Origin of the sequence: Mesorhizobium sp. Z1-4 (genome assembly GCF_004000235.1) — a bacterium.
Classification (GTDB): Bacteria; Pseudomonadota; Alphaproteobacteria; order Rhizobiales; family Rhizobiaceae; genus RCIO01.
In genome coordinates this window covers 47461-62453 of sequence record NZ_RCIO01000004.1, presented here as the reverse complement: position 1 = coordinate 62453, position 14993 = coordinate 47461, and the positions used below count along the sequence as shown (strand labels likewise).

Genomic DNA, 14993 nt, shown 5'->3' with positions numbered 1-14993 from the left:
ACTCAATTGTTCACTGTATGTTCTATGCGCGCGAAATGTCAATATCGCACCCAACGGAAATGCCCCGCGCCCTTTGCGGAGAGCGGCGGGGCATTGCGGCCTCTGTGGCCGCTGCCGGAAGGTATTCCGGCTGCTTTTCGGACGCGTCTCGGGTTCCCGGCATATGCCGGTCCGATGATCCGACTCGTAGTCTCTGCGATGTAGGATGATTTTGACGGCTCGCGGCCAAAGCCGGTCTTCAGGCGGCTTCGCCTAAAACCGCGGCTCCGCTCGGGGGCGGAGCCAGGCAAGACTGTCCGGCGGATTCATGCCTCGTCTCCCGTCGTTCGCCATCAGGCTTCGTTCTCTCGCTGCAGTCACGCTCCGCGGAACCGTTCCGACACACCGGAACCCGGTATTCCCTGCGTCTTGCAGCGATTGGCGGAGTGTGCGCCTCGACCGGGCACGCGTCAACCGCCGAGGTCGGGCTGACAGAAAATGTGATCGCCTATCAACACCCGCCCATCCTGACACAATGATGTCAGGATGCCGTTCGTTTTTTGTTCTTTTGACTTGCCCGCGGGTGCAAAAAGCAGGACAACCCGAAACGTATATGCTCGGCCCGTGCTCGACACCGCGCCGGGAAATTCTACATGACATCCGTCCCGACCGAGCCAGGCGCGGCGGCGTTCGGGGGCAGCGAACATTTTCGACGAGGCGGCGTAAGCTCACATGGCCGAGCACAAGACCATTTCCATTCGCGGGGCGCGCGAACACAATCTGAAGAATGTCGATCTGGAGCTGCCGCGCGACAGCCTGATCGTGATGACCGGCCTTTCCGGCTCAGGCAAATCCTCGCTCGCCTTCGACACGATCTATGCCGAAGGCCAGCGGCGCTATGTCGAGAGCCTTTCGGCCTATGCGCGCCAGTTTCTGGAGATGATGCAGAAGCCGGATGTCGACCAGATCGACGGCCTGTCGCCCGCCATCTCGATCGAGCAGAAAACAACGTCGCGCAATCCGCGCTCGACGGTCGGCACCGTCACCGAAATCTACGACTATATGCGCTTGCTTTTCGCCCGCGCCGGCATTCCCTATTCGCCGGCCACCGGCCTGCCGATCGAGAGCCAGACGGTCAGCCAGATGGTCGATCGCGTGCTCGCCTTCGAGGAAGGCACGCGACTTTATCTGCTGGCGCCCATCGTGCGCGGCCGCAAGGGCGAATACCGCAAGGAGCTCGCCGAGCTGCAGAAGAAAGGTTTTCAGCGCGTCAAGGTCGACGGCACCTTCTACGAGATCGCCGACGTTCCGGCGCTGGACAAGAAATACAAACACGACATCGACGTTGTGGTGGACCGCATCGTGGTGCGGCCGGACCTTGCCGCGCGGCTGGCGGATTCCATTGAGACCGCGCTCAAGCTTGCCGAGGGAATCGCAGTCGCCGAATTCGCCGACAAGCCGCTCGAAGGCAATCTCACCGGCGAGGATGCGGTCAACAAATCGAAGAACGAGACGCATGAGCGCGTGCTGTTCTCCGAAAAATTCGCCTGCCCGGTCTCCGGCTTCACCATCCCCGAGATCGAGCCGCGGCTCTTCTCCTTCAACAACCCGTTCGGTGCCTGCCCCTCCTGCGACGGTCTCGGCTTCCAGAACGCGATCGACGAAACGCTGATCATCCCCGACGACAGCGCGACGCTGCGCAACGGCGCCATCGCGCCCTGGGCGAAATCCTCCTCGCCCTATTACGCACAGACGCTGGACGCGCTGGGCAAGGTCTACGACTTCAAGCAGGGCGACCGCTGGAGCGACCTTTCGACCGAAGCGCAGCAGGCAATCCTGCGCGGCACCGGCGAGCGCAAGATCGAATTCACCTATGATGACGGTCTGCGCTCCTACAAGACGTCGAAGACCTTCGAGGGCGTGATCCCCAATCTGGAGCGCCGCTGGAAGGAGACGGATTCGGCCTGGATGCGCGAAGAGATCGAGCGTTTCATGTCGGCCACCCCCTGCCCGGCCTGTTCCGGCTACCGCCTCAAGCCGGAAGCGCAGGCGGTGAAAATCGCCGGCAAACACATCGGCCAAGTGACCGAACTGTCGATCCGCAAGGCCGGCGCCTGGTTCGAGGAGCTGCCGGCCTCACTCTCCGACAAGCAGAACGAGATCGCCGCGCGCATCCTGAAGGAAATCCGCGAGCGTCTCGCCTTCCTCAACGATGTCGGCCTCGACTACCTGACGCTCTCCCGCAATTCGGGCACGCTGTCGGGCGGCGAAAGCCAGCGCATCCGCCTCGCCAGCCAGATCGGCTCCGGACTCACCGGCGTGCTTTATGTGCTCGACGAGCCGTCCATCGGCCTTCACCAGCGCGACAATGCCCGCCTGCTCGACACGCTGAAACACCTGCGCGACCTCGGCAACACCGTGATCGTCGTGGAGCATGACGAGGACGCCATCCTCACCGCCGACCATGTCGTCGATATCGGCCCCGCGGCGGGCGTTCATGGCGGGCGCATCGTGGCGGAAGGCACGCCGGCCGACATCATGGCCAATCCGAAATCGCTCACCGGGCAATATCTGTCGGGCGCGCTCGCGGTCGAGGTGCCGGCAGAGCGCCGCCAGCCGAAAAAGGGCAAGCGCGTCCGCGTCGTCGGCGCGCGCGGCAACAATCTGAAAAACGTCACCGCCGAGATCCCGCTCGGCACCTTCGCCTGCGTCACCGGCGTGTCCGGCGGCGGCAAGTCCACCTTCCTCATCGAGACACTCTACAAGGCGGCCTCGCGCCGCATCATGGGCAGCCGTGAGCACCCGGCCGAGCATGACCGCATCGAGGGGCTGGAGTTCATCGACAAGGTCATCGACATCGACCAGTCGCCGATCGGCCGCACCCCGCGCTCCAATCCGGCCACCTATACCGGCGCCTTCACGCCGATCCGCGACTGGTTCGCCGGCCTGCCGGAAGCCAAGGCGCGCGGCTACCAGCCCGGCCGTTTCTCCTTCAACGTCAAGGGCGGCCGCTGCGAGGCCTGCCAGGGCGACGGCGTCATCAAGATCGAGATGCACTTCCTGCCAGATGTCTACGTCACTTGCGACGTCTGCCACGGCAAGCGCTACAATCGCGAGACGCTGGAGGTGCAGTTCAAGGGCAAGTCGATCGCCGACGTGCTCGACATGACGGTGGAGGAAGGCGTCGACTTCTTCGCCGCCGTGCCCGGCGTGCGCGACAAGCTGGTCACGCTCGACAAGGTCGGCCTCGGCTACATCCATATCGGCCAGCAGGCGACCACGCTGTCGGGCGGCGAGGCGCAGCGCATCAAGCTCGCCAAGGAGCTGTCGCGCAAGGCAACCGGCAAGACGCTCTACATCCTCGACGAGCCGACCACGGGCCTCCACTTCCACGATGTCGCCAAGCTGCTCGAAGTCCTCCACTCGCTGGTCGAACAGGGCAATACGGTGGTCGTCATCGAGCACAATCTGGAAGTGATCAAGACCGCCGACTGGATCCTCGACCTCGGTCCGCAAGGCGGTGACGGCGGCGGCGAACTCGTCGCCTCAGGCACGCCGGAGGATATCGTGGCGGAAAAGCGCAGCTACACCGGGCGGTTCCTGAAAGAGCTGCTGGAAAGGCGACCGGGAAGGAAGCGCGAGGCGGCGGAGTAGGAGGGGGCTGCCGGCCTTGCGGTGGCGACGGTTCTACAAGCACCAAGTCATCAACGCTTCTGTGTAACAAGTTCAAACATTTTTTCCCGGTACGCTATGAGTTTTTTGTTTACATCAAGCATATCGTTTACAAGGTCTTGGTAATCAGGAAATTTCTTCTGGATTTCTTGTGGGTGAAAGGCAGCTTCGCTGTCCTTTTTTATTTGATGGGCGTACCATCGCCGAAAGCGCGCTTGCCAGCGTGTTAGATGCGGGCGAAGTCCTTGATTGAGGACTTCAATCGACAACTGTACGATCTTGCGCGTCGAACTCCTGCGCAGTTTGCTTACTGGTACATCTTTGATTAGGTCACGCGTCACTGAAAAGAATTGGTACCAACTTTCGTAGATCTCATCAATAACGTCATCTTCGATGTCAATTTCCAATCCAATTTTGCGGGTACTTAATTCTACCCAAATTCTGTAAGCGACGGTCCTGTCGAGGTCATTTGCTCGTAGCTTGACCTTCTGATCGCCAAGGCCGAATTCCGCCTCATCGATCTCGAAATCGGCAAGACTTTGGTTCTGCACAAAGCGCCAAACAAGGAAGAGTAGCGCGATCAGCGCCAGCGCAATCAGAGCGCTGACAGCGTTGACGTGCAGGGTGAGCCCAAAGCTTTGGTCGAGGGCGATCCTGAAGTAGTCGGTGATCTCGACAGCGTTTTTCGCTGATTCCATCTGGTTAGTCATATCGATGTTGGGGATCGGAATTGGAAGTGGGACGCGAAAAACTCCACAGAGGCTGCTCGCACCTAAAACCACGCTAACAATTTCCTAGGACAACAACAATCGCGATCAATAATCTCTTTACAAGACTGTGAAGCCGATCGATATTCATCGAAAGGGGGCAAACCGTGAACGAACACATGTTCGTCATCCTCCCCGCAACGTCGAAGGAGCAGCTCATGGCGTCGCGTCGACACGTTTTTATCAGCCATCACCACGCAGACGACCAGCTTGTGTCAAACATGACTGACCTGTTGGCTCGCGGCGGTTACGAAATCCGTAATAGCTCAATACGCGCAAAGCCAGCGAACCAAGAGCGACTCGACAAAGGCTTGGTGAGCGACCGAACGATAAAGCGTCTTCTCAGGATGAAGATGGCATGGGCATCAACTGTCATTGTTCTGGTTGGGAAGGACACAGCCAAGCGACCTTGGGTGGATTGGGAGATTCAGAAGGCGCACCAATTGGGTAAGCGGATCGTCGGGGTCTATGAACGCGGGGGCACTGAGAACGACATTCCGGATAAGCTCGAGAGCTATGCGAGCGCCATCGTTAACTGGAATGCCGACAGCATCGTCGCCGCCGTCGAGGGCGAGAATACATTCCAAACCCCTACCGGAAAGCAGCGCGAACCTGCACACACCGGCTCGACCTCCCGTTGCTGAGCCAGCATGGCGAAAGTTTACATGTATGTGGTCGCTAGGGATTTTGGCTTTGCACCAAATCCATTTCACGGCGTCTGCACATTGGCGACTTGCAAACCCAAAATTCGTGGGGTTGCTCGACCCGGCGACTGGATAGTCGGGATGGGGGGAGCCGCGCTTAACGCGACCGGCAAGTGTATCTACTTTATGCAGGTGTCAGGCGCGATGACTTTTAATGAGTACTGGAACCACCCTGATTGTAGGTCCAAGCGGCCGGTACGGAACGGCTCGCGGGTGATGATGGTTGGCGATAACATCTATCATCGTGATCAGGAGGGCGACCCGTGGACGCAGGAGGACTCGCATCACAGTAAGCCGGACGGCACTCCGGAGCTCAGCAACATAGGAACGGACACCAGCCGAGATCGGGTTCTCTATTCAAATCGGTTTGTCTATTTCGGGGCCAACGCGCCAATGGTGCCTGAGAATATACTCCAAGAAATAGGGTACACGAATGTTCGCGCCCACCGAACATTTGAGCACTGGCAAAGTGGTCCATTGCTTCAATGGATTGAAGAACAAGGCAAAGGCAACTGGAACATGGTATTAGGCGACCCTTTCCAGTTTCGCATAAGCGGGGCAAGATATTCTAAAGAAGTGGACCGGATCGTTTAGTTCACTGCCATATTGAATTGTGGAGCGAATAGGATTCGAAGATTGAGCGACAACGCGATTGCACTGGTACGCCAACAGCAAGGTCTGTTTGCTGATGCGGACCAACCTTTGGGTCTCGACGAGTACCAGCGCTTCACGGCTAGAACAGACAGGAATGAGCGCTCCGGCATAGACGGTCTAGGTTTCGTGTTTCTGGGACTGTTCGGTGAAATCGGCAGTCTATTGAGCGCTCTGAAGAAGAAGCAGCGAGATAAGGAAGCTTTCGTCGCCTATCATGACGAGGTCATTGAGGAACTAGGGGACGCATTATGGTACTTCTCAAACGCCGCCCGGCGTGCCGACCTGCCGCTTGAGCAGATCGTCAGAAGCGTACCCCTCTCGTTGGCGGATTGGGACTACGCGGGCAAGAGCGGAGCAACGACTTTCGTAGACTTGCAGCAGCACGAGGCCCCATTCGAGGGTCCAATATCGGGCGATATCGTCGAACGTCGCTTACTCGCCCTTGCTGGACGAGTGGGTGTGCTGCTGTCCGACTGGGCCGCCGGCGAAATACGAGAGAACCGCGACCGCCTGTCCGCCGATCTCGTCGAAATCTTTCGTGCGCTGCTCATGGCGGCGGATGACGCGCAGGTGAGTCTCGATCTTGCTGCTCGCAAAAACGTCGTGAAGACCTTGGGACGTTGGCCAGACAAAGAGACTTGGGGACCACTGTTCGACGAAGCCTTTCCGGATTACGAGCAATTGCCGCGCGTGATGGAAGTCGAATTTATCGAACGGACCGTAGGTGGGCGTGAGTTTGTCGTCATGCGATACAATGGCGTAAACCTAGGTAGCCCGCTCACCGACAATCGTCATGAGCCAGATGACTATCGCTATCATGACGTCTTTCACCTGGCCTTTGCCGGTATTCTTGGTTGGTCACCGACCTTGCGCGCGCTTCTCAAAATCAAACGCAAAAGCCAACCGGACATCGATGAGAATGAGGATGGAGCACGAGCCAATATCATCGAGGAAGGTATATCGACATGGATTTTCAATCATGGTCTACGACATTCCGAGTTCAGGAATGTTGGCTCGCTCGATTATGGATTGCTGAAGGCAGTGCACGAATTGGTCCGAGGGTACGAAGTTGAGCGGCGGCCGCTCTGGCAATGGGAGCGCGCGATCCTGGAGGGATTTCGGGTCTTTCGCGAACTCAGGGAGCATCGTCACGGGACCGTGAAGATCGACCTGAACCGTCGATCCATAGAATTTAGAGAATCGCATGGCTAAGTACTCCGCGACTGCGCGCGACTTCGTCCGGCTGGTGGCCGACCTGCGCTTCGAAAATGCGTTCAACCCATACGCCGATACCTGCCATGATTTCGACCAACCCAATGCGGCCGCTATTCGACGCGAAAACCTCGCGCTTGTTCTCGAAGCGGCTTTGGAACGTGGCGTTGGCACAGTTTGGGTGGCGCGCGACCTTGGTTACCGCGGCGGTCGCCGAACTGGCCTCGCCCTGACGGACGAGGCACACTTGGAAGCACATGGCCGCATGTTCGGAACATGCCCTCTGGCGCGATCAACCAGAGGCCCGGCGGTGGCCGAACGGACCGCGACAATAATTTGGCGAATGCTCATTTCTATCCAGCAACCGGTATTCCTTTGGAACGTTTTTCCACTTCACCCGCACGAGGCCAGCCGACCGATGTCGAACAGGTGTCATACCCGCGCAGAGCGACATGCCTGCCGACATGTGATGGTCACCCTGCTAGAATTGCTGGAGCCCAGATCTATTTTGGCGATCGGCCGGGATGCCACGTTAGCCCTCGCCGACCTCGAGATTAAAGCCGGAAAAGTTCGGCACCCGAGCTACGGGGGACAGAGCGAATTTATCGAGGGGATCCGTCGGCACTACGGCTTGCCGACCGCTCCGGACCAAACGGGGACACTTCCGCTCTTTGCCTAGTCTGGTACTAGTGGGCGGCCTACGGCGATATCTGCATAACAGCCGTGCCGTCCAGTTTTCTCCTTTATCCCCGCCCCTCCAACCTCCCTTACAATCCCGCTGCCCTTGAACGGAGGTGGCGATGGACTGGAATGCTGCGATCGAGCGACACCGCATCGCGCTGAAGCGCGTGCTGGCCACGCTCGCAGCACTGGTAAGCGGTGCGTCAGGTTTACCGTATCCCGGGGCGGGANCAGCACTGGTAAGCGGTGCGTCAGGTTTACCGTATCCCGGGGCGGGACCCGCTGCCTCCGGCAGCTCCCGCCCGCTCGGCGCCTTCCTTCATGCCACTGGCATGAAGGATTTCGGGCTTCGCCCGATACCGGCGTCTCTCCCCCGTCATCTCCACCGCGCGGTGTTGCGCCTCTTGCGCCCGGCCGAAGCCGCGGCACGGCGGCTGGTCATCGTCGCTGCGAGGGGTATCGAGAAGCCGCCCGTTTCCTCTCCCCATCGAGTTCGAGGGGGAGAGGTGGCGCGCGCAGCGCGACGGAGTGGGGGAAAGCAAATCGCCCTGCCCCTTTTCGACCCGCTGAGGCGCTTGCCGCACAAAAGCTTGCGAGCGTCGGCCACCGCCATGCCGCGCATCTCGATCCCCGGCTGGAGCGAGCCGCCGCCGCTTCCCGTTCCGCCCTCGCCCGACGACGCGATCGACGCCACCCGCCTCACCTTGCGGCTCGTGGCAATCGCCCGCGCGCTGGACGACCTGCCGCGCGAGGCCCACCGCTTCGCCCGGTGGAAAGCCGCCCGTAGCGCTGCAAGCGCACAAATTGAGCGAACTCCGGACGCCGCAGGCGCACAAGTTGGAAAAGTAGCGGCGGGAGCGAGTGGGCTACACAGGAAAGCGAAGAGGCGTCGCATCTGGCCGCTGCGTCTCGGCCCGCCGCCCGGTTCTCCATCAGGCCGGCGCTCACCCCACACAGTCCACCAGATACTGGAGGACGTTCACGGCCTCGCCTTCTGGGCGCTGGAAAGCCCCGACACGTCGTGAAATCCCCGGCCCGTCAAGGTCGGCGACCATCTACCTTATCGACAGGGCGCTTCGCCTAAAGTGGATGCCCGGCACAAGGCCGGGCATGACGGACGCGTGTGCGTCCCTCGCGCAGATGCGCGATGCCGACTGCCCTCAGGCAATCAGCCTAGTTGCAGACCATCACTTCTTCGCAGGCATAAGGATCGACGATCGAATAGCCGCAGTTCTGATACCAGTTGCAGTAGCGCGCGTTGACGCGGGCGCTGCGGTCGGTCGGCACCGCGGCGATTTCGCCGAGCAGATATTCATTGCCGCCGGCGAATTCCTTGGCCTCGCCCAGCACCGCCGAAATGTCGTAGGCGCTGCTTGCGTCGCCTTCGGTCGTGACCGAGCCCAGCTCGGACAGGATCTTGGCGCCGACCAGCATCATCATCGGGTCCTTGTTGGTGCGGCCGAGCGTAATCACGCCGGTCGCGACCTGGAGCATCGACCGGGTCTTGGCGGCATCCGCTGCCGAGAGCTGGCTGCCGTCTTGGGCGATGCCCGCGCCGCTGAGGGAGACAAGAGCAAAAGCTCCGGCGACAAGCGAAAGTACATGTTTCATCATATGCAATGTTCCTTTTCAGGTTTCAAAAGACATACGTAACTGCCCCACGCCGCGGCAGCCGGAGACAGAGAACACATAGTGATGGGCGCAAATATGGCTGCGCCCACTCTGTCAGCAGCCCGCACGATCCGGGTGGACATCGGCGGCCGGCCCGCGCATCTTCGCGGCCCGCAGCCAACGAGGACAAGAGCGATGCAATCTGGAACCATTCGCGCCGGCATCGGCGGCTGGACCTTCGAACCCTGGGAAGGCACGTTCTATCCCGAGAAATGGCCGAAGAAGCGGCAGCTCGAATACGCCTCGTCGAAACTCAGGACGATCGAGGTCAACGGCACCTACTATTCGGGCTTCAAGCCGGCGACCTACGCCAAATGGGCGGCCGAGACGCCGGCCGATTTTGTCTTCGCGATCAAGGGCAACCGCTTCGTCACCAACCGCAAGGTGCTTGCCGAGGCCGGCGGGTCGATGGACAAATTCTTCGCGCAGGGACTGGAGGAGCTCGGGCCGAAGCTCGGGCCGATCGTGTGGCAGTTCGCGCCGACGAAGAAATTCGAGGCTGCCGATTTCGAGGGATTTCTCAAGCTGCTGCCGGCCACACTTTCGGGGCTGACGCTGCGCCACGCGCTGGAGGTCCGCAACCCGAGTTTCGCCGACCCGGAATTCGTGGCGCTGGCGCGCAAACATGGCTGCGCGATCTGCTACGCGCACCACGAGAAATATCCCGAATTCGCCGACGTCACTTCGGACTTCGTTTATGCGCGGCTGCAGCGCGGCCATGACGACATCCCGACCGCCTATTCGGCGTCCGATATCGACGGCTGGGCGGCGCGGCTGAAGGCCTGGGCCGATGGCGGCCAGCCGGACGATCTGCCGCTCGCCGATCCGACCAATGCGCCGGATAAGAAGCCGCGCGACGTGTTTGTCTACATCATCCATGAGGGCAAGGTGCGCGCGCCGCAGGGCGCGATGGCGCTGCAGGAGCGCGTCGGCGGCTAACCACCGCGCTCCAGACGCTTCAACACGTCTGGGATCGCGCCCGGCAAATCTTCCGCGATCAACCCTGGCCCGAACGCCCTCGCGGCCTCGGCGTGTATCCATACTGCCGCGCAGCTCGCCTCGAACACCGGCATGTCCTGCGCGGTCAGCCCGGCGATGATGCCGGCCAGCACGTCGCCGGAGCCTGCCGTCGCCAGCAGCGGCGTGCCGTTGGTGTTGATCGCGGCTCGCCCGTCAGGGGCGGCGATCACTGTGTCAGGACCCTTCAGCACCGCGGTACAATGGCTGCGCCGCGCTGCTTGCCTCGCCCGCTCGAGCTTCGAGCGCATCTCGGCGAGGTCGGGAAACAGTCTTGCGAATTCGCCCGCGTGAGGCGTCAGCACGGTCTGGGCCTTCGAGGCCCTGCACGCCGCGAACAGCGTGTCCGGCTCGTTCGCAAAGGAGGTGATCGCGTCGGCGTCGACGATCAGCGCCCGGCTGTCATCAGCCTTGGCCAGAAATGCCTGGACGAACTCACGCGCCTTCTCGCCGACGCCGAAACCGGGGCCGATGACCAGCGACCGCACTTTGCGTTCGGCCGCGTAATTGACCAGCTCTTCCGCGGCTTCGACGCGCGCGAGCATGATCGACGTAAGGTGCATCGCATTCACCTGCAGCGCGCCAGCCGGCGACAACACTGTCACTGCACCTGCCCCGGCGCGCGCGGCGGCGAGCGCTGCGAGGCGCGCCGCGCCCGTGGCGGATGGACCGCCGGAACAAACCGCCGCGTGGCCGCGCGCATATTTATGTGTGTCGTCGCTCACTGCCGGCAGCGCGTCGCACCACAGGCTGGAGCGGTTCGCAAAGGTTGCGCCCGCACAGGCGGTGATGATTGCGTCGGATATGCCGATATCGGCGACGATTAGCTCGCCGCAGCGGCCGCGGCCGGGCGAAAGCAGATGGCCCGGCTTGCGCGCCATGAATGTGACCGTGGTTGCTGCGGTGAAGGCCGAGCCATGCACGGTGCCGTCCGCACCTGAGATGCCGGACGGAAGATCGACCGCGAGAACCGGGATCTGCGCTTCCGAACAAACCTGCGCGGCACGGGCTGCTTCTCCATCCAGGGGCCTGGCGAGACCTGCGCCGAACAATGCGTCGATCACCAGAGCGCCGGGCCTCGGCTGGAACCTTGCCAGCGGTTGTGTCTCCCCGGTCCAGCCTTTCGCTGCACTGGCAGCATCGCTTCCGTCTTGCGGGTCATTCAGAGCCCAGACCGTCACCGGCAATCCCGTCTCCGCCAGAATGCGCGCCGCGACATAACCGTCGCCGCCATTGTTGCCCGGCCCGCATAATATATCAAAGGCCTCGGCCCGGGGATAATGGCGCAGCACCTCATGCGCGATGGCGGCGCCGGCGTTTTCCATCAGCCGGCGTAAACCGAACGGCCCAGCGTTTCCCGCCATGCGGTCGGCGGCGGCCATTTCGTCAGGTGTGAGCAGCAAACAATCCCTCATCTCACCAGCGCTCCCGGAAATGGGCGCGCGTCTGCGCAGCCATTCTGCTCATCTGCTTTGCAGGTTGCATAATTTTTGTGCATAGGTGTCAGAGGTCCTCGCGGTATGGGCAAGCTTTCGTACCGGCGACGGCGGGACGGCGCCAGTTTATTGCGCCGACACCGCCACATCGCGCCGGCAATGCAAAAATGTGCCGCGGACACCCAACTGGCATATTTCCTGCTTTGTTGCATGCGAAGCGGGCTGCCTAATTTCTGCTCGTCCACCCGGAGGCTTTCAACGCATGAAGAAGATCGAGGCGATCATCAAACCATTCAAACTCGACGAGGTGAAGGAGGCCCTTCAAGAAGTCGGTTTGCAAGGGATCACGGTCACGGAAGCGAAAGGCTTCGGTCGCCAGAAAGGCCACACCGAACTCTATCGCGGCGCGGAATATGTCGTCGATTTTCTTCCAAAGGTGAAAATCGAAGTCGTGCTTGAGGACGATGCGGTCGAGCAGGCCGTTGAGGCCATCCGCAAGGCCGCCGAAACCGGCCGCATCGGCGACGGCAAGATTTTCGTATCCAACATCGAGGAGATCGTTCGCATCCGCACGGGTGAGCGCGGCTCCGACGCCATCTGACCGGCCGCGGCCGGTATCTCAGATATCCAACGTCATACAGGGATAACAAGACATGACGACATCGAACGACATCATGAAGCAGATCAAGGACAACGACGTAAAATTCGTCGATCTGCGCTTTACCGACCCCAAGGGCAAAATGCAGCATCTCACCATGGACACCGCCGTGGTCGATGAAGACATGTTTGTCGACGGCGTCATGTTCGACGGTTCCTCGATCGCTGGCTGGAAGGCGATCAACGAGTCCGACATGGTTCTGATGCCGGACACCACTTCCGTCCACATGGACCCGTTCTTTGCGCAGTCGACCATGGTTGTGGTCTGCGACATTCTCGATCCGGTTTCGGGTGAGAGCTACAATCGCGATCCCCGCGGCACCGCAAAGAAGGCCGAGGCGCAAATTGCCGCCGATGGCTTCGGCGACACCGCCTATTTCGGCCCCGAGGCCGAGTTCTTCGTGTTCGATGACGTGAAGTACAAGGCCGATCCGTACAACACCGGCTTCAAGCTGGATTCCAGCGAACTGCCGTCCAACGACGACACCGACTACGAAACCGGCAACCTCGGCCACCGGCCGCGCGTCAAGGGCGGCTATTTCCCGCTCCCGCCCATCGATTCCGCGCAGGACATGCGCTCCGAGATGCTCACCGTCATGGCCGAGATGGGCGTCTCGACCGAAAAGCACCACCACGAGGTGGGTGCTGCGCAGCACGAACTCGGTATGAAGTTCAACACGCTGACCCGCAGCGCCGACGAGCTTCAGATCTACAAATACGTGATCCATCAGGTCGCCAACGCCTATGGCAAGACGGCAACCTTCATGCCCAAACCGATCTATGGCGACAACGGCTCGGGAATGCATGTGCACCAGTCGATCTGGAAGGACGGCAAGCCGACCTTCGCGGGCAATGAATATGCCGGCCTGTCGGAGAACTGCCTGTTCTATATCGGCGGTATCATCAAACACGCCAAGGCGCTGAATGCCTTCACCAATCCCTCGACCAACTCCTACAAGCGTCTGGTTCCGGGTTTCGAGGCACCGGTGCTTCTCGCCTATTCGGCCCGCAACCGCTCGGCGTCGTGCCGCATTCCGTTCGGCTCCTCGCCGAAGTCGAAGCGCGTAGAGGTCCGCTTCCCCGACCCGACGGCCAATCCGTACCTGGCATTCTCGGCGATGCTGATGGCCGGGCTCGACGGCATCCGCAACAAGATCCACCCCGGACAGGCGATGGACAAAGATCTCTACGATCTGCCGCCGCGCGAACTGAAGAAGGTTCCGACCGTGTGCGCGAGCCTGCGCGAAGCGATGATGAGCCTGGACAAGGACCGGGGCTTCCTCAAGGCCGGCGGCGTCTTCGACGACGACCAGATCGACGCCTATATCGAGCTCAAGATGGAAGAAGTGCTGCGTTATGAAATGACGCCGCACCCGGTCGAGTTCGACATGTACTACTCGGTCTGATCATCAGGACCTTGGAACAAAGGAAAACCCCGGCCTTGCGCCGGGGTTTTTCGTTTCTCAATTGGGTGCGCCGCTCAACTCGGCCTGAATCGCTTCGGCATCGAGGCGTTTGCGCAAGGCGCGAATGACTTCGTGCCATGCAAAGCGGACCGAGTTGCGGACGATCTCGACGTCGTATCTCTTCAGATCCTCCGAGATAGGCGCCCAACGCACTAGCGCCTTGGGACTTGCCGTAAAGGCGTCGGCGCCTGCCGCGACGTTTTCCCAGTTCACCTTTGTCAGGCGCTCGGCGAATGCAGCCTTCCACGCCGGCGCATCGCCCTCGCCCGAGGCGTGGGCGGCATATTCGGCGATGCCGTCATTGTAGATCGCGGCTGCGAGGCCGTTGCGCGCAACCGCATCCATGCCTGAAGTGGCCTTTGCGACCGCGTGAACTGCAAGATCGGAAAGACATGCGGCAAACACGTGCATCTTGGCGATGTTCAGCGACTGTATAAAGCGGTCGTCCTCAAACATCGCCGGGTAACGCGTACCCATGCGGGTCTTCACGTAGCCATAGAGTTTGTGCTGCGCAACAAATGCAGACCGGGAGATCACAAACCGCGTCAGTTCGGGGACTGAGCGGATCGGTTCGTTGTCGCGGGTTACTGCGAAACGTGCGGCGAAGTCTTTGAGAATGCCGGAACTGCGATGCCAGAAACTCATCATTCGCGCCGTTTCTCCCCGCTTTTCCGAGCTAATACCAATGTCTCAGTTACTTTTGCAACTGTCCTGAATAATGCTTGCGCCATCCTCTGGCGGATGATTCGCCGGAGTGACTGGGAATGGCGGCACCTGGTCGCTGCCATGCATCTTAGGGGAGGAGGACGTCATGTCCGCTGATGCAGATGCTAGACAACGCCATTGGGCGAAAACCAGGAACCTGACGGTTCTGGTTCTCATTCTCTGGTTTATATTTTCGATAATCGTTCCCTGGTTCACGAAGGAACTGAACGAAGCCACATTCCTCGGCTTTCCGCTCGGTTTCTACATGATTGCCCAGGGCTCGCTCATTGTTTTCGTGCTGCTGATCTTTTTCCAGAACTGGCGGCAGGACGCGATCGATGACGAGTTCGGTTTCGGTGAGGAATAGGAGGG

The 14993-nt window shown here is 60.6% G+C and carries 14 protein-coding genes; 10 read left to right on the top strand and 4 right to left on the bottom strand.

Going from position 1 to position 14993, the window contains the following annotated elements; all coding sequences use genetic code 11:
* Positions 1 to 711 precede the first annotated feature (711 nt).
* Positions 712 to 3633, top strand: a complete 2922-nt coding sequence (gene uvrA / locus EP165_RS14775; protein WP_127523606.1) for an excinuclease ABC subunit UvrA — start codon at positions 712 to 714, stop codon at positions 3631 to 3633.
* A 50-nt stretch (positions 3634 to 3683) separates the two neighbouring features.
* Here the strand turns inward: uvrA and EP165_RS14770 are convergent, their stop codons facing one another.
* Entirely contained in the window at positions 3684 to 4349 is a 666-nt protein-coding gene (locus EP165_RS14770; RefSeq protein WP_127523605.1) for a hypothetical protein, read from the bottom strand.
* 176 nt (positions 4350 to 4525) lie between these two features.
* On the opposite strand from EP165_RS14770, the gene EP165_RS14765 reads away from it, so the two are divergent.
* The 5 genes from EP165_RS14765 to EP165_RS20700 all read left to right on the top strand — a co-directional run bounded on the left by EP165_RS14765 (position 4526) and on the right by EP165_RS20700 (position 8694).
* Positions 4526 to 5062: a TIR domain-containing protein gene (locus EP165_RS14765; RefSeq protein ID WP_245440168.1), complete on the top strand. Its 537-nt coding sequence runs from the start codon at positions 4526 to 4528 to the stop codon at positions 5060 to 5062.
* A 6-nt stretch (positions 5063 to 5068) separates the two neighbouring features.
* Entirely contained in the window at positions 5069 to 5716 is a 648-nt protein-coding gene (locus EP165_RS14760; RefSeq protein WP_127523604.1) for an Nmad2 family putative nucleotide modification protein, read from the top strand.
* 42 nt (positions 5717 to 5758) lie between these two features.
* Entirely contained in the window at positions 5759 to 6988 is a 1230-nt protein-coding gene (locus EP165_RS14755; protein WP_127523603.1) for a nucleoside triphosphate pyrophosphohydrolase family protein, read from the top strand.
* Positions 6981 to 7667: a uracil-DNA glycosylase gene (locus EP165_RS14750; RefSeq protein WP_127523602.1), complete on the top strand. Its 687-nt coding sequence runs from the start codon at positions 6981 to 6983 to the stop codon at positions 7665 to 7667. Before EP165_RS14755 ends, EP165_RS14750 begins: the two co-directional genes overlap by 8 nt.
* A 613-nt stretch (positions 7668 to 8280) precedes the next feature.
* Positions 8281 to 8694, top strand: coding sequence for a hypothetical protein (locus EP165_RS20700; protein WP_245440167.1), 414 nt, complete (start codon positions 8281 to 8283; stop codon positions 8692 to 8694).
* 148 nt (positions 8695 to 8842) lie between these two features.
* Here the strand turns inward: EP165_RS20700 and EP165_RS14740 are convergent, their stop codons facing one another.
* Complete coding sequence (locus tag EP165_RS14740; RefSeq protein WP_127523600.1) at positions 8843 to 9283, bottom strand: hypothetical protein; 441 nt, start codon at positions 9281 to 9283, stop codon at positions 8843 to 8845.
* A 192-nt stretch (positions 9284 to 9475) separates the two neighbouring features.
* Here EP165_RS14740 and EP165_RS14735 point away from each other — a divergent pair, with 192 nt between their 5' ends.
* Positions 9476 to 10279 carry a DUF72 domain-containing protein gene (locus EP165_RS14735; RefSeq protein ID WP_127523599.1) on the top strand — a complete coding sequence of 268 codons (804 nt, stop codon included), beginning with the start codon at positions 9476 to 9478 and terminating at the stop codon, positions 10277 to 10279.
* Here EP165_RS14735 and EP165_RS14730 read toward each other — a convergent pair.
* Positions 10276 to 11772, bottom strand: a complete 1497-nt coding sequence (locus tag EP165_RS14730; protein WP_127523598.1) for an NAD(P)H-hydrate dehydratase — start codon at positions 11770 to 11772, stop codon at positions 10276 to 10278. The genes EP165_RS14735 and EP165_RS14730 overlap by 4 nt on opposite strands.
* A gap of 283 nt (positions 11773 to 12055) precedes the next feature.
* On the opposite strand from EP165_RS14730, the gene EP165_RS14725 reads away from it, so the two are divergent.
* The gene (locus EP165_RS14725) at positions 12056 to 12394 is read left to right on the top strand and encodes a P-II family nitrogen regulator (RefSeq protein ID WP_127523597.1); all 339 of its coding nucleotides are present in this window, start codon (positions 12056 to 12058) and stop codon (positions 12392 to 12394) included.
* A gap of 52 nt (positions 12395 to 12446) precedes the next feature.
* Positions 12447 to 13856 (top strand): type I glutamate--ammonia ligase, encoded by a 1410-nt coding sequence (gene glnA / locus EP165_RS14720; protein WP_127523596.1) that lies wholly within the window; start codon positions 12447 to 12449, stop codon positions 13854 to 13856.
* Positions 13857 to 13913: 57 nt separating this feature from the next.
* On the opposite strand, the gene EP165_RS14715 is transcribed toward glnA, so the two are convergent.
* The gene (locus EP165_RS14715) at positions 13914 to 14564 is read right to left on the bottom strand and encodes a hypothetical protein (RefSeq protein ID WP_127523595.1); all 651 of its coding nucleotides are present in this window, start codon (positions 14562 to 14564) and stop codon (positions 13914 to 13916) included.
* A 163-nt stretch (positions 14565 to 14727) separates the two neighbouring features.
* Here EP165_RS14715 and EP165_RS14710 point away from each other — a divergent pair, with 163 nt between their 5' ends.
* Positions 14728 to 14988 carry a DUF4212 domain-containing protein gene (locus EP165_RS14710; protein WP_127523594.1) on the top strand — a complete coding sequence of 87 codons (261 nt, stop codon included), beginning with the start codon at positions 14728 to 14730 and terminating at the stop codon, positions 14986 to 14988.
* Positions 14989 to 14993: the final 5 nt, after the last annotated feature.

Excerpts from the sequence above, each read along its gene's own strand:
- glnA (WP_127523596.1), top strand. The coding sequence starts at position 12,447 with ATGACGACATCGAACGACATCATGAAGCAGATCAAGGACAACGACGTA.
- EP165_RS14770 (WP_127523605.1), bottom strand. The coding sequence starts at position 4,349 with ATGGAATCAGCGAAAAACGCTGTCGAGATCACCGACTACTTCAGGATC.
- EP165_RS14730 (WP_127523598.1), bottom strand. The coding sequence starts at position 11,772 with ATGAGGGATTGTTTGCTGCTCACACCTGACGAAATGGCCGCCGCCGAC.
- EP165_RS14710 (WP_127523594.1), top strand. The coding sequence starts at position 14,728 with ATGTCCGCTGATGCAGATGCTAGACAACGCCATTGGGCGAAAACCAGG.
- uvrA (WP_127523606.1), top strand. The coding sequence starts at position 712 with ATGGCCGAGCACAAGACCATTTCCATTCGCGGGGCGCGCGAACACAAT.
- EP165_RS14715 (WP_127523595.1), bottom strand. The coding sequence starts at position 14,564 with ATGATGAGTTTCTGGCATCGCAGTTCCGGCATTCTCAAAGACTTCGCC.
- EP165_RS14735 (WP_127523599.1), top strand. The coding sequence starts at position 9,476 with ATGCAATCTGGAACCATTCGCGCCGGCATCGGCGGCTGGACCTTCGAA.
- EP165_RS14725 (WP_127523597.1), top strand. The coding sequence starts at position 12,056 with ATGAAGAAGATCGAGGCGATCATCAAACCATTCAAACTCGACGAGGTG.
- EP165_RS14760 (WP_127523604.1), top strand. The coding sequence starts at position 5,069 with ATGGCGAAAGTTTACATGTATGTGGTCGCTAGGGATTTTGGCTTTGCA.
- EP165_RS14750 (WP_127523602.1), top strand. The coding sequence starts at position 6,981 with ATGGCTAAGTACTCCGCGACTGCGCGCGACTTCGTCCGGCTGGTGGCC.
- EP165_RS20700 (WP_245440167.1), top strand. The coding sequence starts at position 8,281 with ATGCCGCGCATCTCGATCCCCGGCTGGAGCGAGCCGCCGCCGCTTCCC.
- EP165_RS14740 (WP_127523600.1), bottom strand. The coding sequence starts at position 9,283 with ATGATGAAACATGTACTTTCGCTTGTCGCCGGAGCTTTTGCTCTTGTC.